We start from the raw sequence: 17,509 nt of genomic DNA on the forward strand, positions 1-17,509 counted from the left end.
GCGGTGCCGCGCGGGCGGAATGCGCGATTTCCCGCCTTTTCCGTTGCGCCGCGCCGAGGCGCGCCCGGTCAGCGGGGCCGCCGCGCCGCCCGCGGCGATCCGGCCCCGTCCCCGCCCTCTGGTAGACCTGGGTCGTGGTGGGAAAGCCGTTCCGGGCTCGCGGCCCCGACAGGCCCGTCCACGACACTCCCTAGGTGTCCGCCCTACCCCGGCGGCGCCGCGCAGTGCCCGCCGCGGTCGGCGGCGAGGGGAAGGAGAGCACAGGTGAGGTCCGCGCGACTCGGCGCGTCCCTGCGCGCGGAGCCGGGCGCGGCGCGCCCCCGCCCCGGGCCGGCGGCCCGATGACCCCGGCCCCCGGGGACGACGCGCTGTTCGACCTGCCGGGCGCCAAGGCGGCCGCGCGGCGCAAGTCGCCCAAGCCGCGCTCCCCCGCCGCGTCGCTGCCCATCGCCCGGGTGGCGGTCGACACCCCGCTGCCGCACCTCGACCGGCTGTTCGACTACGTCGTGCCCGACACCATGGACGCCGACGCGGTACCCGGCTGCCGGGTGCGGGTCTCGTTCAGCGGGCAGAGCCTCGACGGCTTCCTCATCGAGCGGGTCGCCGAATCCGACTTCGACGGGCGGATCGCCTACCTGAAGCAGGTCGTCTCCGCCGAGCCGGTGCTGACCCCCGAGGTCGCCGCGCTCGCCCGCGCGGTGGCCGACCGCTACGCCGGGACCCTCAGCGACGTGCTGCGCCTCGCGGTCCCGCCCCGGCACGCGCGGGTGGAGAAGGAGGAGCGGGCGGCACCCGACCCCGGCGCCGAGCCGGCGGCCGCTCCATCCGCCGACCCGCCCGCCGACCCCGATCCCGACCCCGACCCCGACCCGTGGGACGAGTACCCCGACGGCCCCGCGTTCATCGCGGCGCTGCGCGGCGGCGGCTCCCCCCGCGCCGTCTGGGCGGCGCTGCCCGGCCGCTCCTGGACCGATGCCGTCGCCGCCGCGGCCGCCGCCGCGCTCGACGCGGGGCGGGGCGCCCTGATCGTCGTCCCCGACGGCCGCGACGCCGCCGCCATCGACGCCGCCCTGCTGGCGCGCCTGGGCGCGGGACGGCACGTCGCCCTCACCGCGGGGCTCGGGCCGACCGAGCGCTACCGCCGCTTCCTCGCCGTGGTGCGCGGCGACGTCAAGGCCGCGGTGGGCACCCGGGCCGCGATGTTCGCGCCGGTGCGCGACCTCGGCCTGGTCGTGCTGTGGGACGACGGCGACGACGTCCACGCCGACCCGCACGCCCCCTACCCGCACGCCCGCACCGTCCTCGCCATGCGCGCGCACCGGGCCGGCGCGGCGGCGCTCATCGGCGGCTTCACCCGCACCACCGACGCCGCGCTGCTGGTCGAGTCGTCCTGGGCGCGGCCCATCACCGCCGACCGCGCCGTGCTGCGCCGCCGCGCCCCGCGGGTGCGGGCGGCCGGCGACGACGCCGAGCTCGCCCGCGACGAAGCCGCCCGCTCCGCCCGGCTGCCGAGCCTCGCGCTGCGGGTCGCCCGCGAGGCCGCGCTGACCGGCCCCGTCCTCGTCCAGGTCCCGCGCCGCGGCTACCTCGACTCCCTCGCCTGCGCGCGGTGCCGCGCCCCCGCCCGGTGCGCCGCCTGCCAGGGCCCGCTCGCGCTGCGCAGTGCGCACGCCATGCCGTACTGCCGCTGGTGCGGGCGCCTCAGCGGGGACTGGCGGTGCGCCGGGTGCGACCACGGGCGCATGCGCGCGAACGTGGTCGGCGCCCGCCGCACCGCCGAGGAGCTGGGCCGCGCGTTCCCCTCGGTGCCGGTGCGCACGTCGGGGCGCGAGGAGGTCCTCACCGAGGTGGGCGACCGCCCCGCGCTGGTCGTCGCGACCCCGGGGGCCGAACCGGCCGCCGCCGGCGGGTACGCCGCAGCGCTGCTCCTCGACGGGTGGGCGCTGCTGGGCCGCGCCGACCTGCGCGCCGCCGAGGAGGCGCTGCGCCGCTGGTTCACCGCCGCCGCGCTCGTGCGCCCGGCCGAGGACGGCGGCCAGGTCGTCGTCCTCGCCGATCCCGCGCTGCCGGCGACCCAGGCGCTGATCCGCTGGGACCCCGCCGGTTTCGCCGAGCGCGAGCTCGCCGACCGCCGCGCGCTGGGCTTCCCGCCCGCGGTGACCATGGCCTCGGTCACCGGCGCCCCCGCCCAGGTGAACGAGCTGGTGGCGGGCGTGGAGCTGCCCGGGTCGGCCGAGGTCCTCGGCCCGGTTCCGGTCCACGGCACGGGTACCGAGGGGACCGAGCGGGCGCTGCTGCGGGTGCCCCGGGGCGACGCCCGCGCGCTCACCGCCGCGCTGAAGGCCGCCGCGGTGGCCCGCACCGCGCGCAGGCAGGAGCACCTCGCCCAGGTGCGGGTCGACCCCACGGCGCTCATGTGAGCCCGCCGCCGTAGGGTGTGGCTGTCCCGGGGCCGCCGGCCCCTCGACCACGGCGGGCGCGCCCCGCCGGCGCTCCAGAGAGGGCACGATGCGCCACTCCTCCCCCGAGTTCGCCGCGCTGGCGGAGAACGGGACGATCCTGCGCTGCCTGGTCGGCTCCACCGTGCACGGCACGGCGGTCGACGACCAGGGCGACCGCGACGAGATGGGGATCTGCGTCGAGCCCAAGGAGTACGTGGTGGGGCTGCGCCGGTTCGACCAGTACATCCACCGCACCCGGCCCGACGGGGTCCGTTCCGGGCCCGGCGACCTCGACCTCACCGTCTACTCGCTGCGCAAGTGGATGCGGCTCGCCCTCGACGGCAACCCGACGGTGCTGCTGCCGCTGTTCGTGCCCGACTCCCAGGTCGTGCGCCGCACGCCCCTCGCCGACGAGCTGCGCGCGCAGGCGCACCGGTTCGCGACCCGCGCCGCTGGCCGGCGGTTCATCGGGTACCTGCGGTCGCAGCGCGAGAGCATGCTCGGGCTGCGCGGCGGGCGCAAGGCCAACCGGCCGGAGCTGATCGAGCGGTTCGGCTTCGATGTCAAGTTCGCCCACCACATGGTCCGGCTCGGGATCCGGGGCGTCGAGCTCATGGAGACCGGCCGCATCACCCTGCCCATGGCGGAGCCGTGGCGGTCCTGGCTGGTCGCGCTGCGCACGGGCGGGCACACCCGGGAGGAGGCGCTCGACGAGGCGCGCGCACTGGAGGACCGGCTGCTGGCCCTCGTGGCGGCCGTCGACCTGCCGGATGCGGCCGACCGCGAGTGGGCCGACCGCTGGCTGGTCGACGCCTACGAGCGGGTGTGGAGCGGCGGGGAACCCGGCGCGGGCGTCACTCCGCGACCGGCCGCGCGGGGTCCGGCCCGCTGAGGCCCGCCCGGTACAGGTCGCGCAGCAGGGCGACCTCCGCGCCGTGGTGGATCAGCTCCCTGTTGATGTGCAGGGCGAGCATCGCGAAGGGGAACTCGGCCCACTGCTCCGGCTCGGCGGCGCCCACGGGCGCGGCGAGCGCCTCGGGGCCCAGTTCGCGCACGCCCGCGCACCAGGCGCGGTAGGCGTCGCCCAGGCGGGTGAGGGCTTCGTCGGCGCTACCCGGCCACGACACGGTGTCGAGGCGCATGGACCGGTCGCCGAAGTGGTGGTCGACCCGCAGTTCGAGCACTCCCACGGCCATGTGGCCAAGCCGCCAGCCGATGGTGGTGACGGGCGGCGGCGACGGCTCCGGCCACGTCCAGTCGACGGTGTGGCCGCCGTCGCCGCGCGGCCGCACGGTCCAGCAGCCCTCGACCGGCTCCCAGTAGAACTCGCGGTCGCCGAGGCCGCGCAGCCGCGGCCACAGCGACACATCCCAGTAGAACTCCAACTGCCCCAGCAGCTCATCGGTCCAGTTCAGCGCCATGGCCCCCCGCTATTCGCACCGTCAGGCCCGGCCGGCGACACCGGCCAGCACCCCCACGCCGGAGCCGGTGACCTCGGCGTCGGGGTACGGCCACCATGCCATGTCGGCGAGGCCGGGATCGAGCACCGTGAACGGCGCGAACAGGCGCGTTGCGGCACGGGCGCCCGCGCCGTCGCCGGGAGCGGGGCGGCAGATGACGACGTGGCTGCCCGGCGCGGTCGCCGCGTGGGCGTCGCGCACCAGCGCCGCGACGGCGGTGTCGGTGAGGTCGCCGGTGTCGACCAGCAGCAGCGCGATGGGCGCGGCGGGGTCGAGCGCGCCGCTGCGCAGGACGGTGCCGAGCGGGCCGCCGGACAGGTGGACGGCCGACGCCTCCGGCCGGTGCTCGCGCGCCGCAGTGTGGACCGCCTCGGCGGTGGCCGGGCGGGCGCCGACGTTGACGAACTGGCGGACGCCGAGGTCGGCGGCGAGGTAGCCGACGACCCGGCGGACGAAGCCGCGCCGCGCGCGGGCCAGCGCGAGCGCCTCGGGCGGGGCCGCGCGGGGCCGCGGCGCGCGGGGCGGTGCCGCCCCGAACCGCAGGACGTGCGGGCCGCCGGTCTCGGGCGCGCCGACCGGCCGAGGGCCGCTGAGTTCCTGCTCCTCGGACAACCGCGCTCCCCATTCACCGCCGGCTCGCGCGGGTGCGCCGGCGGCAGCACCGCACCGCCGTGACCCGCGTCACTGCGGGTCGATGCTACCGCCCGTCGCGCGGCGCGGGTCGGGGACCGGGGCGATCCGGCCGTCTTCGAGCTCGTAGTCCCACCGGGGGCCGCGCTCGGCGAGTTCGGCGACCGCGGCGACGAGGCGGTCGACGTGCGCCGCCGTGGTGCCCAGTCCGAGGCTGGCCCGCACCGCCTGGGCGTGGCCCGGCGGCAGGAGTTCGCGGGTCAGCAGGTGCGCGCAGAACAGTCCGTCGCGCACCCCGATGCCGTACTCGGCGGACAGGGCCGCGGCGAGCAGGTCGGCGGCGATGCCGTCGACAACGAACGACACGATCCCCACACGCGGCCCGCCGGCGTCCCACAGGCTCAGATCGTGGACGCCGGGGATCGCGGCGAGACCCGCGCGCAGCCGGTCCAGCAGCGCCTGCTCCTCGGCGTGCAGCAGCTCCTGGCCCGCCGCGCGGAGCGTGTCGCAGGCCGCGGCGAGGCCGACGGCGCCCAGGACGTTGGGGCTGCCGGCCTCGTGCCGGGCGGGCAGGTCGTTCCAGCGCACGTCGTCCTCTGTGACGGAGGCGGTGGCGCCGCCCCCGGCGAGGTAGGGCACCGCGGCGCGCAGCCAGTCGGTGCGCCCGGCGAGCACGCCCGCGCCGAACGGGGCGTACAGCTTGTGCCCGGAGAAGGCGACGTAGTCGACGCCGCTGCGGCTCAGGCTGAACGCCTGGTGCGGCACCAGCTGGGCTGCGTCCACCACGATGCGCGCCCCCGCGGAGTGCGCGACGGCGGTGAGCTCGTCGACGGGCCAGATCTCCCCGGTGACGTTGGAGGCCGCGGTCACGCACAGCAGCCGCGGCCCCTCGGGGGCGTCGAGCAGCGCGGCCCGCGCGGCGGCCACGGCGTCCTCGGGCCCGGCGGGCAGCGGCAGCCGCACGACGCGGCCGGCCCGGGCGCCCCGGTGCTGCCACGGCAGCAGCGCGGCGTGGTGCTCACCGGCGAACACGACAACGGTGCAGCCGTCGGGCACGGACCGGGCGAGCAGGTTCAGGGCGTCGGTGGTGCTGCGGACGAACAGCACCGCGTCGTTGCCGCGCGCGCCCACGAACCGCGCCACCGAGCGGCGGGCCGCCTCGTAGGCGTCGGTGCTCACCTGCGAGTGGTAGCCCGCCCCGCGGTGGACGCTCGCGTAGTAGGGCAGCGCCTCCTCCAGCCGCCGCCGCACGGCGCCGAGGCAGGGCGCGCTCGCGGCGTAGTCGAAGTTGGCGTACTCGACCTGCTCCCCGGTGACGAGCGGGATGCGGACGTCGGCACCGACGATGCCGACGTCGACGGCGGAGGGGGTGGCGGCGGGGTTCGCGGCGACAGTGGTCACAGTGCACCTCTCATGGGTCTCGGGGGACCCCATGGGACGCACACGCAGTGCTGCCGTGGCCGGATAGGGTCCGCGCTTGCCTGACACGTAGCTGATAGACGGTCGTGTCTCGACCTGGTCCTCACCCGGGGCACCCCACCGCGGAACAGAGGGTTGCCGGCCAGCAAGCCGGGGCTTCGCGCTGGCACTCATGACCTGGGGACGACTGTAGCGCACTCGCCGACGCCGCTGCCGCCCGGCCCGCCTCCCGCGAACCGGTGGGCCGCGCTGGCCGGTGCCCGGCGGGGGTGCCTAGAGTCGCCCCTAGGGCGTTCTCCGCGGACCGTTCCTGGCTCGCGCCCGGACGCGGCCACGTGACACGCCCCGGTAGGTCCGCGGCAATCGCGCGACCGGCGACCACTGCCACGGAAAGGACCCAATGAGCGAGCGACGCAAGGCAGCACCGCCCGACCCGCACGACTTCCTCGCCGTCGACGCCGAGCTGGCCGCGGAGGAGCGCGACATCCGCGACTCCGTGCGGGCCTTCGCGGCCCGCGAGCTGGCGCCGTCGGTCGCCGACTGGTTCGAGGCCGGCACCATCCCCGACCCCCGCGCCCTGGCGAAGGCGTTCGGGGAACTCGGCGTGTTCGGCATGCACCTCGACGGGTACGGCTGCGCCGGGGTCAGCGCCACCGCCTACGGGGTCGCCTGCCGCGAGCTCGAAGCGGTCGACTCCGGGCTGCGCAGCTTCGTGTCCGTCCAGGGCTCCCTGGCGATGGCGGCGATCCACAAGTTCGGGTCGGCGGAGCAGAAGCAGGAGTGGCTGCCGCGCATGGCGTCCGGCGACGCCATCGGCTGCTTCGGGCTGACCGAGCCCGACTCCGGCAGCGACCCCGGGTCGATGCACACCCGGGCCCGGCGCGACGGCGCCGACTGGGTCCTCGACGGCACCAAGATGTGGATCACCAACGGCACCGTCGCCGACGCCGCGGTCGTGTGGGCGGCCACCGACGACGGCATCCGCGGCTTCCTGGTGCCCACCGCGACCCCCGGGTTCGCGGCGAACACCATCCACCGCAAGCTGTCGCTGCGCGCGTCCATCACCGCCGAACTGGTCCTCGACGGGGTGCGGCTGCCCGATTCGGCCCGGCTGCCCGGCGCAGCCGGGCTCGGCGCCCCCCTGGCGTGCCTGAACGAGGCCCGTTACGGCATCGTGTGGGGCGCCGTTGGGGCCGCGCGCACCTGCTACGAGGCGGCGCTCGACTACGCAGGCACCCGGGTGCAGTTCGACCGGCCCATCGCGGGGTTCCAGCTCACCCAGCGCAAGCTGGCGGACATGCTGGTCGACGTCAACAACGCGCAGCTGGCGGCGCTGCGCATCGGCCGGTTGAAGGACGCGGGCGCGTGCCACCACACCCACGTCAGCTACGGCAAGTTCGCCAACGTCGCCGCAGCCCAGCGGGTCGCGGCCGCGGCGCGCGCGATCCACGGCGCCAACGGCATCACCCTGGAGTACCCGGTGCTGCGGCACATGCTGAACCTGGAGACGGTCGCCACCTACGAGGGCACCGAGGACGTGCACGCGCTCAGCCTCGGCCAGGCCGTGACGGGGGTCTCGGCGTTCCGGTAGGCCCGTGTACCTGCGCACGCGCGCGAGCCGCCAGAATGGAAGGGACCGGACTTAGGGAGATGGCGATGGCGAACGGCACGGGCCGATTCCCGACCACCAGGGTGCGGCGGACCCTCAACACCGTCCTCGGCGGGCTCGTCAAGTACGGTGTCGCCGCCCCGCAGCTCCACCTGCTCACGACCAGGGGGCGTACGTCGGGCTTCCTGCGCAGCACGCCCATCATCCTGGTCGAGAACGCGCAGGGCCGGTTCCTCGTCGCCCCCTACGGCCCCGTCGGCTGGGTGCGCAACATCCGCGGCGACGGGTTCGGCACGCTGCGCCGGGGCGGCTGGATCGAGCTCATCAGCGTGACCGAGGTCGGCCCCGAGCGCGCGGCCCCGGTCCTGCGCGAGTACCTCGATCACCCCCGCGCGGCCTGCGTCGGCGACCACTTCGAGGTCTCCCCGCACGACCCGATCGGCGCCTTCGAGAAGATCGCCGCCAACCACCCCGTGTTCGAGATCGTGCGCAGCACGACCGTCCGGCTGTAGCCGGGCGCCGCCGGGCCGCCGCCCGCCGTTGGGCGCGGGCCCGGGCGGCCCGGTGACGCCTGCCGCCACCGATCCCGGCCTCGTCCCCTGGGGGCGCGGCCGTCCGCGTGCCGTCCTTCCAAAGCACCATGCCGGGCTCCGCACAGCGCAGGATCCGCGGACGGCCTCTGACCGGCCACGATGGTCGTAGCCGCCGGAACCGGCGGCCGCGACGCCGATCAGGGGAGCCCGCACCCATGGACGCCATCCGCGCGCCCGCGACCGAGACCGACGCGCCGCCCGCGCCGCGGCGCCTGCCGCTCCTCGACGTCCTGCGGGGTGTCGCGATCCTCGGCACGCTCGGCACCAACATCTGGATCTTCACCCACCCGGGCGGCGAGCTGGGTTTCTTCGCCGACGCGTCCGCAGTCTCGCCGCTGCCGGACCCCGGCGCCCCCGTGACCGCGGCCGCGCTGGTCGAGGCGGCGGTGCGCTTCGCCGCCAACGGCAAGTTCCTGGCCCTGCTCACCGTGCTGTTCGGGGTGGGGGTCGCCATCCAGTACCGGTCGGCGGCCAAGCGCGGGCTGCCGTGGCCGGGACCCTACAAGTGGCGGGCGCTGCTGCTGTTCGCCGAGGGCACCGTGCACTTCGTGTTCGTCTTCGCGTTCGACGTGCTCATGGGCTACGCGGTGGTGGCACTGGTGGTCGCCTGGCTCCTCGGCCGCTCCGACCGGGCCCAGCGGGTCGTGATGTACACCGCCGGCGCGGCCCACGTGGCGCTGATGGCGCTGCTCTCCGCCGGCGCGGTGGCAACGGGCGCCATCAGCGGGAGCCCCGAGCCCGACCCCTCCGTCAACGCGCTGTTCGCGTCGGCGGACTACCCGGGTCAGATCATGTCCCGGCTGGACAACGTGGTCGGGCTGCGCACCGAACCGGTGCTCTGCTTCCTGCTGCTGCTCTTCCTGTTCCTGCTCGGCACCCGGCTGCTGCGCGCGGGGGCGTTCGAGCCGGGCGAGCGGGGCCGGGCGCTGCGCGCGCGGATGGCGCTGATCGGTATCGGCGCGGGCCTGCCGCTGAACATCGCGACCACACTGGCAGGGCCCGACATGATGGTCCTGGACCGCTGGGCCGCCGCACCGGTACTCGCGGTGGGCTACATCGGGGTCGTCGGCCTGGTGCTGGACCGCGTCCGCACACCCGGCCCGGCGAGCCGCGCGCTGGCGTCCCTCGGCCGGTGCGCGCTGAGCGGCTACGTCCTCCAGAACGTGCTGGGCGCGGTGCTGTGCTACGGGATCGGGTTCGGCCTGGCGACGACCTTCGCCGGGAGCGGGCCGTGGTGGGTGCTGGCGCTGCTGGCCGGGATGTGCGCGGCGCTGCTCGCCGGGGCCACACTCTGGCTGCGGTTCTTCGAGCAGGGCCCGCTGGAGGCCGGCCAGAAGTGGCTGCTGGCGCGGGTCCCGCGGCGCGGGTCCCGGGCCTGACACGAGACCGGGCCCCGGCGCCCCCTCGCGGGGACGGCCGGGGCCCGGTCGTGCGCGTGTATCCGGGTCAGGCGCCCACGGCCGCCTTGAGCGCGGCGGCGCGGTCGGTCTGCTCCCAGGTGAACTCGGGGATCTCGCGGCCGAAGTGGCCGAAGGCCGAGGTCAGCGAGTAGATGGGCCGCAGCAGGTCGAGGTCGCGGATGATCGCGGCCGGGCGCAGGTCGAAGACGTCCTGGACGGCCTTCTCGATGTTCTCCGGCGCGACGGCCTCGGTGCCGAAGGTCTCGATGAACACGCCCACCGGGTGCGCCTTGCCGATGGCGTAGGCCACCTGGACCTCGCAGCGGTCGGCGAGCCCGGCGGCCACGATGTTCTTGGCGACCCAGCGGGTGGCGTACGCGGCGGAGCGGTCGACCTTGGACGGGTCCTTGCCGGAGAACGCGCCGCCGCCGTGGCGCGCGTACCCGCCGTAGGTGTCGACGATGATCTTGCGCCCGGTGAGCCCGGCGTCGCCCATGGGCCCGCCGATCTCGAAGCGGCCGGTGGGGTTGACCAGCAGCCGGTAGTTGTCGGACTCCAGGCCGTAGCTCGCCACCACCGGGGCGATGACGTGCTCCTTGACATCGGGGGTCAGGAGTTCGAGCAGGTCGATGTCAGGCGCGTGCTGGCTGGAGACCACCACGGTGTCGAGGCGGACCGGGGTGTTGTTCTCGTACTCGACCGTGACCTGGGTCTTGCCGTCGGGACGCAGGTAGGGGACGGTGCCGTCGCGGCGGACCTCGGAGAGACGCTGGGAGAGCGCGTGCGCCAGCTTGATCGGCAGCGGCATGAGCTCGGGGGTCTCGCGGTTGGCGTAGCCGAACATCAGGCCCTGGTCGCCGGCGCCCTGCCGGTCGAGGTCGTCGGTGCCGGCCTCGGCGCGGGTCTCGTAGGCGGTGTCGACACCCTGGGCGATGTCGGGCGACTGGGCGCCGATGGACACCGAGACTCCGCAGGACCCGCCGTCGAATCCCTTCGCCGAGGAGTCGTAGCCGATCTCCAGGATCTTGGCGCGGATCAGGCTGGGGATGTCGACGTAGGTCTGGGTGGTGACCTCACCGGCGACGTGCACCTGCCCGGTGGTGATCAGGGTCTCGACGGCGACCCTGCTCTTCGGGTCATCCTTGAGCATCGCGTCGAGTACGGCGTCACTGATCTGGTCGGCCATCTTGTCGGGGTGGCCTTCGGTGACCGACTCGGAGGTGAAAAGGCGACGGGACACGTTGAGCGACTCCTTGCAGCGGCTGCTGGCTGACAGATGCGCGTGCGGCGGCCGGAGGAACGGTGGGGAAGTCCTCCTCGAATACCGACCTGCACGGTGGGTTTACGGGTCCACTGTAGGGGACCAGGGTGTTGCGGGGACGGCGGTGTCCCCGGGGTTCGATCGTGGGTAGCGTACCCACATTATCCGCGCGTCACCTTATCGCGGGCGCTGATCAGCTCAGACGCTCCGCCACCAGGTCCCACACCCGGTCGGCGAGATCCTCCTTGGGCCCGGTGGGGATGTCGGTGCTGGAGCCGTCGGCGCCGAGCACCACCGCCTGGTTGTCGGCGGTGCCGAACGCCAGCCCGTCGCCGACCTGGTTGACCACGAGGAGGTCGCACCCCTTGCGGGCGAGCTTGGCCCGCCCGTTCTCGACGACGTGGTCGGTCTCCGCCGCGAATCCCACGACGACCTGCCCGTCGTGGGCGCGCCCGCGGGTCAGCTCCAGCAGGATGTCGGGGTTCTCGACCAGTGCGATGGGCGCGGGGGCGCCCCCGGTCTTCTTGATCTTGCCGGGGGTGGTGGTCGCGGGCCGGAAGTCGGCGACGGCCGCCGCCATCACCACGGCGTCGGCGGCGCCGCTCTCCTCGTGCATGGCGTCGCGCAGTTCGGCGGTCGACCCGACGCGGCGCACCGCGGCGCCGGCGGGGTCGGGCAGCGCGGTGTTCGCCGAGACGAGCACGACCTCGGCGCCGCGGGCGAGCGCGGTGACGGCGAGGGCATAACCCTGGCGGCCGGAGGAGCGGTTGCCGATGAAGCGCACCGGGTCGATGGGTTCGCGGGTGCCGCCGGCGGAGACGACGACGCGCCGCCCCGCGAGGTCGCCGGGCCCCGAGCCGCGGCGCAGGACCCGGGTCGCCGCCGCGAACAGCGCGTCGGGGTCGGGCAGCCGGCCGCGCCCGGTGTCGGCCCCGGTGAGGCGGCCGACGGCGGGGTCGAGGACGACGGCGCCGCGCGCGCGCAGCGTCGCGACGTTCGCCCGGGTCGCGGGGTGCTCCCACATCTCGGTGTGCATCGCCGGAGCGAACACGACGGGGCACCGGGCGGTGAGCAGCGTATTGGTCAGGAGGTCGTCGGCCAGGCCGTTGGCGGCCCGCGCGAGGAGGTCGGCGGTCGCCGGGGCGACGAACACCAGGTCGGCGTGTTGGCCGATGCGGACGTGCGGGACGGCGTGCACGGCGTCCCACACACCGGTGGCGACCGGGCGGCCCGACAGCGCTGCCCACGTGGGCTCGCCCACGAACCGCAGGGCGTCGGCGGTGGGGACGACCTGGACGCCGTGGCCGGTCTCGGTGAAGCGGCGCAGCAGCTCGCAGACCTTGTAGGCGGCGATACCGGCGCCGACGCCGAGGACGATCTCGGGTGCTCGTGGCGTTTCCGTCATGCTCACTCGGCGGGCGCGCGGCGCGCCGGTCCCTTCCTGGAGATCGGATCGGCGGTCGCGGCCCTCAGGCGCGCGTCACGGCCGCGCGGCGGCCGGGAACGGGTGCCATGGGCGCGCCCGGAACGGAGTCGTCAGGGCGCGCGTGCGGATGCTCCGGGGGCGCCCGGAGCGGTCCGCGTGCGGCGGGGTGGGGCTCAGGCGCCTTCGAACGGCTCTGCGTGCAGCAGGCCCTCGTTGACCTCGCGCAGCGCGATGGACAGCGCCTTCTCCTGCACCTGGGTCTCGACGAGCGGGCCGACGTATTCGAGCAGGCCCTCGCCGAGCTGGGCGTAGTAGGCGTTGATCTGCCGGGCGCGCTTGGAGGCCATGGTGACCAGGCTGTACTTGCTCTCGACGGTGCTGAGCAGTTCGTCGATCGGCGGGTTGGTGATGCCTTCGGCGACGGGAAGCGTGCCAGCCACGTTGCGTACCTCTAGACCTTGGGCCGACCCCCTGGCGGGGCCGATGCTGTGCGGGTTCTGCCGCGCCCGCTATCACATCGTGGGCGCGGCCATCAACGCTAGCAGTTCACGGCAGACGTCGCGCACAGAGGTGTTGGTGAGCGTGACGTCGAACTCCTTCTCGGCGGCGAGCTCGATGCGCGCCGTGTCGAGCCTGCGCTGCACGACGTCGGGCGGTTCGGTACCGCGGCCGTTGAGCCGGCGCACCAGCTCCTCCCACGTGGGCGGGGCGAGGAACACGAGCAGGGCGTCGTCGAGGTTCGCGCGGACCTGGCGGGCCCCTTGCAGGTCGATCTCCAGCAGGACGGGGAGGCCCTTCTCGAGCCGCTCCAGGACCGGGGCGCTGGGGGTGCCGTAGCGGTTGCCGGCGAACTCCGCCCATTCGAGGAGCGCGCCGGAGGCGGCCATGTGGTCGAACTCGTCGGCGGTGAGGAAGTGGTACTCGACGCCGTCGGTCTCACCGGGGCGCGGGGCGCGGGTGGTGGCCGAGATCGACAGCCAGATCTCCGGGTGCGCCCTGCGCAACTCCTTGACCACCGTGCTCTTGCCCACACCGGACGGTCCGGACAGGACCGTGAGCCGTTTCGACGTGCTGGCGTCGGGTGCGGACTCGGCAGGCACTGAAGATCAGACCCTCGTTCTGGTCGGGGACTCGGCCGGCTGCACCGGACACTGGGCACCGCACCGGCGGAACGGACCCGCCGGCACACTGCCGGGCGGAGAGGCGGTCGCTGCGGCCGCGGCGCTCGGCGCGTGCAGGGAAACGCTGGTGGTGTGGGTCAGTTATACCACCACGGGCGGGCGCGCCTCCGCGCTGCCGAGGGGACGGCCGTCCGCCCCTCGCCGCCCGGCGCGTACGCCGGGCGGCGAGGGGACAAGGGCGTGTTCGGAAAGCCATTTCGGGTTCGCTGGCCCGAAAGCCCTTCCCGAACACGCCCAGGCGCGTTCAGCCTGCCGGGCGGGTGCGGCGTGGGGGCGGCGCCCACCCGGCGGTGTCGCGTGCTGCTACTGCTCGATGCCCCCGAACTCGCGCTCCAGCGCCGCGCGCTGGTTCGCGCCCAAGCCCCGGACGCGCCGGGACTCGGCGATGTTCAGACGCTCCATGATCTGCTTGGCGCGGACCTTGCCCACGCCGGGCAGCGACTCGAGCAGCGCCGACACCTTCATCTTGCCGATGACGTCGTCGGACTGGCCGTCGTTGAGTACCTCGGACAGCGAGACGCCGCCGTGCTTAAGCCGATTCTTGACTTCCGCGCGTTCTTTTCTGGCCTTGGCGGCTTTCTCCAGAGCCGCGGCGCGCTGTTCGGGTGTGAGGGGAGGAAGGGCCACGCCGGGTCACCTCGGTTTTCTCTCGTTTACGGAGGGCGGACGCTTGCGCAAGTTAGTAGGTTCCGACCCTGTTCGGCAACGCAAAGTGGCTTTTCAAGCGCTATTTCATTGAAGGAACTACACTCTGTTTCCGAATGGTTGCACTGTGATGATCAAATCGGGACTTTAGGCACGTTGCGGCGGCCGGACCCGCCGCCCACCTCCGCGGGCGGAAATGAAGCGGCGCAGGCCCTGGCACTGCATCCTCCCCCAGTTTCGGCCCGCCACCTACTCGAAGCCGCTTCTGTCCCAAATCTGCCCTATGGGTGGTGTTGGGCCGATCGCCCTGGGTGCTCCCGGCCCGGACCGCTACGCCGAAGCGGCCTCGGCGCGGCGCAGCGCGGCGGCGATCGACGCCGCAGCGGCACCCGGGTCGGCGGCCCTGGTGATGGGCCGCCCGATCACCAGGAGGTCGGCGCCCGCCGACACGGCCTCCTCGGGGGTCGCCACCCGCGCCTGGTCGCCGCGGTCGGCGCCCGCCGGACGCACACCGGGGGTGATCAAGGTGATGTCGGGGCCCACCTCGGCCCGCAGCGACGACACCTCGTGCGGGGAGCACACCAGAGCCGTGGCCCCCGACTCCACGCTGAGCACCGCCAGGCGCCGCGCGGCGTCGGCCGTGGTCCCGCGCATGCCGACGTCGTCGAGGGTGTCCTCGTCCAGCGAGGTGAGCACCGTGACGGCGGCGATCATGGTGTCGGGCGACGCCTCCACGGCCGCCTTGATCATGTCGCGCCCCCCGACCGCGTGCACGGTCAGGATGGAGGGCCGCAGCCGCGCCACCGCCCGGCAGGCTCCGGCGACGGTCGCGGGGATGTCGTGCAGCTTCAGGTCGAGGAACACCGAGACCCGGTTCGCCCCGCGCATGGTGCTGATGACCTCGGGCCCGTACCGCAGGTACAGCTCCAGCCCGACCTTGACCGTGCTGACGTGGGGGGCGACCGACGAGGCCCAGCGGGCGGCGGTCTCGATGTCGGGTGCGTCGATGGCGACGGCGATAGGCGCGGCCACGCTCTTCTCCTCAAATTCGGGTTTCCCGGCGAGGCGCCGAGATGCGGGTCATGTGCCCCGGGCGCTGTAGCGCGCTCGCGCACGGTGCTTGGCCGGCCTGATGCGGCCGGGCTGGTTGTCCGGGGCTGCGCCGACCCGGTGTGCCGCGGACAGTGCGGCGGTGACCGGCCCCAACAGCCTGCCATTGCAGCCTGCCATTGACCCCGGCGCCGCCCCGCCGCTGCCCCTTCGGCCTTGTCGGCCGACAACCCTGTGTTCCCCCTGCTATGCCCGGTATGCGTGCGGCGGCGGGGACGGCGCCGCTTCGTTATCCACCGGCGCGCCACCGGAGCGCAGTCCCGGCTACTCATCGTCACAAGACGCTCAGATGGATTCTGACGGGTGCGAAACCCGCTGGGGTGGTCCTGTGCACCCCCGCGCAATTCGGGGGCCGCACAGCGCGCCTGACCGGTTCGATGATCATCGTCCCAGCGCAGCGCCGATTGGACGGTGCGCGCCGCCCACGAGGTCGGCGGCGCGGGCGATCCCGTGCTCGTCCAGTGCCTCGGTGAACTCGCGCAGGATGCGCACGCAGGCGGACGGATCGTGGAAGTTCGCCGTGCCCACGGCCACGGCCGACGCGCCGGCGAGCATGAACTCCAGGACGTCGGTCCCCGCGTGCACCCCGCCCATGCCGATGAGCGGGACGTCGGGCAGCGCGGCGTGCACGTCGTACACGCACCCCAGCGCGATGGGCCGGATCGCCGGGCCGGACACCCCGCCCCCGCCGCCGGCCACGGCCGGGCGCATCGTGGCGGTGTCGATGGCCATGCCGCGCACCGTGTTGATGAGCGCCAGGCCGTCGGCCCCGGCCTGCACGCACGCCTTCGCCAGCGCCACGATGTCGGCGGTGTCGGGAGAGAGCTTCGCGAACACCGGGACGCCGCCGGACAGCCGGGCGCGGACCGCCGCCACCACCCCGGCGGCGGCGTCGGGGTCCACGGCGAAGTGCCGCCCCTGGTCGGCGGGGTTGGCGCACGACAGGTTCAGCTCGATCAGCGACGCCCCGCCCGCCTCCTCGACGCGGTGCGCGACCTCGGCGTACTCGGCGGGGGTGCCGCCGGCCACCGAGACGGCGGCCCTGCCGCCGCGCGAGATCAGCCAGGGGAGGTCGCGTTGCAGGAAGACGTCGACGCCCGGCCCTTGGAGCCCCACGGCGCTGAGCATCCCGCTCGGGGTCTCGGCCATGCGGGGCGCCGGCCGCCCGGCGCGCGCCTCCAGCATCACCGACTTGGTGGTCACGGCGCCGAGCCGCGCGATGTCGAAGAACTGCGCGAGCTCGCGCCCGCTGCCCGCGCAGCCCGCCGCCGTCAGGACCGGGTTGGGGAGGTCGGCGCCGCCGAGCGCGGTGCGCAGGTCGGGTGCTGCCCCGGGCATGCTCAGCTCACCTCCCGCTCGGCGACCGCGTCGTCCTGCGCGCCCTGCTCGACGGACTTCCAGCCGGGCGCGCCGAGCGCGTCGAAGGGGATCGCGCCGACGTCGTCGAAGCGCACCCGCTCGCCGCGGAACACCGGGCCGTCCACGCAGGAGCGCGCCATGCGCGTGATGCCGTCATCGCCCACGACCGGCAGCACGCACGACATGCACACGCCGACCCCGCACGCCATGGCCTCCTCCACCGACACCTGGACGGGCACCCCGAAGTTCGCCGCCAGGGCGCTGACCTCCCGGAGCATGGGCATCGGGCCGCACGCGTAGACCACGTCGGAGCGGGCGTCCTCGATCACCCCAGGCAGCGCGTCGACGACCGTCCCGCGCACCCCGAACGAGCCGTCGTCGGTGGTGAAGGTCGCGGTCTCGGCGACCCGGCGCGCGCCGATCGCGCCGAACACCCGGTCGGCCGACGCGGCGCCGATCACGAAGTCGACCCGGCACCCCCTCCGGCGCAGCGCCTGCGCCAGGGGGAACAGCGGGGCGCTGCCCGACCCGCCGCCGACCAGGACGCAGTTCACGGGGTCCCGGGGCAGCGGGAACGGGCGGCCGAGCGGACCGACGATGTCGAGCAGGTCGCGGGACCGGCGGTCGGCCAGCCAGGCGGTGCCCTGGCCGCGCACCGCGAACCGGAACTCCACGGTGCCCCCGTGGTCGGGCTTCACGTCGTGCACGGCGAACGGCCGCCGCAGCAGCATCGAGGACTGGTCGCCGCCGACGGCGACCGACACGAACTGGCCGGAGCGGAACCGCTCGGCGACGCCCGGGGCGACCACGGTGATGGCGACGTAGGCGTCCACCCGCCGCACCGTGAGCACCGGGCTGCGCATCTGCACGGGGCCGAGGTCGCTCACCGCCGGCCCCTGGACCCGCCCCGGCGCGCCGCACGGCCGCGCGCCGCCCTGTGCTGCCCACTCACCCGCGAGGCCCCCCTCTGACCGG

The 17,509-nt window shown here is 74.9% G+C and carries 16 protein-coding genes and 1 riboswitch; of the genes, 5 read left to right on the forward strand and 11 right to left on the reverse strand.

The window, feature by feature from the left end:
* Nucleotides 1-341 precede the first annotated feature (341 nt).
* Nucleotides 342-2,420 carry a primosomal protein N' gene (locus CLV63_RS15530; RefSeq protein ID WP_106583801.1) on the forward strand — a complete coding sequence of 693 codons (2,079 nt, stop codon included), beginning with the start codon at nucleotides 342-344 and terminating at the stop codon, nucleotides 2,418-2,420.
* A gap of 88 nt (nucleotides 2,421-2,508) precedes the next feature.
* Nucleotides 2,509-3,333, forward strand: coding sequence for a nucleotidyltransferase domain-containing protein (locus CLV63_RS15535; RefSeq protein ID WP_106583737.1), 825 nt, complete (start codon nucleotides 2,509-2,511; stop codon nucleotides 3,331-3,333).
* Here CLV63_RS15535 and CLV63_RS15540 read toward each other — a convergent pair.
* The 3 genes from CLV63_RS15540 to CLV63_RS15550 form a co-directional block, all read right to left on the reverse strand.
* Nucleotides 3,296-3,862, reverse strand: coding sequence for a DinB family protein (locus CLV63_RS15540; protein WP_106583738.1), 567 nt, complete (start codon nucleotides 3,860-3,862; stop codon nucleotides 3,296-3,298). The two genes, CLV63_RS15535 and CLV63_RS15540, sit on opposite strands and share 38 nt — an antisense overlap.
* Nucleotides 3,863-3,883: 21 nt before the next feature.
* Nucleotides 3,884-4,513 carry an SAM-dependent methyltransferase gene (locus CLV63_RS15545; RefSeq protein WP_106583739.1) on the reverse strand — a complete coding sequence of 210 codons (630 nt, stop codon included), beginning with the start codon at nucleotides 4,511-4,513 and terminating at the stop codon, nucleotides 3,884-3,886.
* Nucleotides 4,514-4,582: 69 nt separating this feature from the next.
* Nucleotides 4,583-5,932, reverse strand: a complete 1,350-nt coding sequence (locus tag CLV63_RS15550; protein WP_245928840.1) for an aminotransferase class V-fold PLP-dependent enzyme — start codon at nucleotides 5,930-5,932, stop codon at nucleotides 4,583-4,585.
* Nucleotides 5,933-5,999: 67 nt separating this feature from the next.
* Nucleotides 6,000-6,128, reverse strand: a riboswitch (SAM riboswitch).
* Nucleotides 6,129-6,350: 222 nt separating this feature from the next.
* On the opposite strand from CLV63_RS15550, the gene CLV63_RS15555 reads away from it, so the two are divergent.
* The 3 genes from CLV63_RS15555 to CLV63_RS15565 all read left to right on the forward strand — a co-directional run bounded on the left by CLV63_RS15555 (nucleotide 6,351) and on the right by CLV63_RS15565 (nucleotide 9,531).
* A complete protein-coding gene (locus CLV63_RS15555; RefSeq protein WP_106583741.1) occupies nucleotides 6,351-7,541 on the forward strand; it encodes an acyl-CoA dehydrogenase family protein in 1,191 nt (396 codons plus the stop codon).
* Nucleotides 7,542-7,606: 65 nt separating this feature from the next.
* Complete coding sequence (locus CLV63_RS15560; protein ID WP_106583802.1) at nucleotides 7,607-8,071, forward strand: nitroreductase/quinone reductase family protein; 465 nt, start codon at nucleotides 7,607-7,609, stop codon at nucleotides 8,069-8,071.
* A gap of 236 nt (nucleotides 8,072-8,307) precedes the next feature.
* Entirely contained in the window at nucleotides 8,308-9,531 is a 1,224-nt protein-coding gene (locus CLV63_RS15565) for a DUF418 domain-containing protein (protein WP_106583742.1), read from the forward strand.
* Nucleotides 9,532-9,598: 67 nt separating this feature from the next.
* Here the strand turns inward: CLV63_RS15565 and metK are convergent, their stop codons facing one another.
* From metK to CLV63_RS15605, 8 genes are all read right to left on the reverse strand, one after another.
* Entirely contained in the window at nucleotides 9,599-10,792 is a 1,194-nt protein-coding gene (gene metK / locus CLV63_RS15570; RefSeq protein ID WP_106583743.1) for a methionine adenosyltransferase, read from the reverse strand.
* Between the two features lie 214 nt (nucleotides 10,793-11,006).
* On the reverse strand, nucleotides 11,007-12,218 hold the full coding sequence (gene coaBC / locus CLV63_RS15575) for a bifunctional phosphopantothenoylcysteine decarboxylase/phosphopantothenate--cysteine ligase CoaBC (RefSeq protein WP_211301322.1): 1,212 nt from the start codon (nucleotides 12,216-12,218) through the stop codon (nucleotides 11,007-11,009).
* Nucleotides 12,219-12,412: 194 nt separating this feature from the next.
* Nucleotides 12,413-12,679: a DNA-directed RNA polymerase subunit omega gene (rpoZ, locus tag CLV63_RS15580; RefSeq protein ID WP_106583744.1), complete on the reverse strand. Its 267-nt coding sequence runs from the start codon at nucleotides 12,677-12,679 to the stop codon at nucleotides 12,413-12,415.
* 72 nt (nucleotides 12,680-12,751) lie between these two features.
* On the reverse strand, nucleotides 12,752-13,339 hold the full coding sequence (gene gmk / locus CLV63_RS15585; protein WP_106583745.1) for a guanylate kinase: 588 nt from the start codon (nucleotides 13,337-13,339) through the stop codon (nucleotides 12,752-12,754).
* A gap of 384 nt (nucleotides 13,340-13,723) precedes the next feature.
* The gene (mihF, locus tag CLV63_RS15590) at nucleotides 13,724-14,047 is read right to left on the reverse strand and encodes an integration host factor, actinobacterial type (RefSeq protein ID WP_106583746.1); all 324 of its coding nucleotides are present in this window, start codon (nucleotides 14,045-14,047) and stop codon (nucleotides 13,724-13,726) included.
* A gap of 348 nt (nucleotides 14,048-14,395) precedes the next feature.
* Complete coding sequence (gene pyrF / locus CLV63_RS15595) at nucleotides 14,396-15,097, reverse strand: orotidine-5'-phosphate decarboxylase (RefSeq protein ID WP_106583747.1); 702 nt, start codon at nucleotides 15,095-15,097, stop codon at nucleotides 14,396-14,398.
* A 459-nt stretch (nucleotides 15,098-15,556) separates the two neighbouring features.
* Nucleotides 15,557-16,513, reverse strand: coding sequence for a dihydroorotate dehydrogenase (locus tag CLV63_RS15600; RefSeq protein ID WP_106583748.1), 957 nt, complete (start codon nucleotides 16,511-16,513; stop codon nucleotides 15,557-15,559).
* Between the two features lie 2 nt (nucleotides 16,514-16,515).
* Nucleotides 16,516-17,421: a dihydroorotate dehydrogenase electron transfer subunit gene (locus CLV63_RS15605; protein WP_106583749.1), complete on the reverse strand. Its 906-nt coding sequence runs from the start codon at nucleotides 17,419-17,421 to the stop codon at nucleotides 16,516-16,518.
* Nucleotides 17,422-17,509: the final 88 nt, after the last annotated feature.

Origin of the sequence: Murinocardiopsis flavida, from assembly GCF_003014485.1 — a bacterium.
In the GTDB taxonomy this organism is placed as follows: domain Bacteria; phylum Actinomycetota; class Actinomycetes; order Streptosporangiales; family Streptosporangiaceae; genus Murinocardiopsis; species Murinocardiopsis flavida.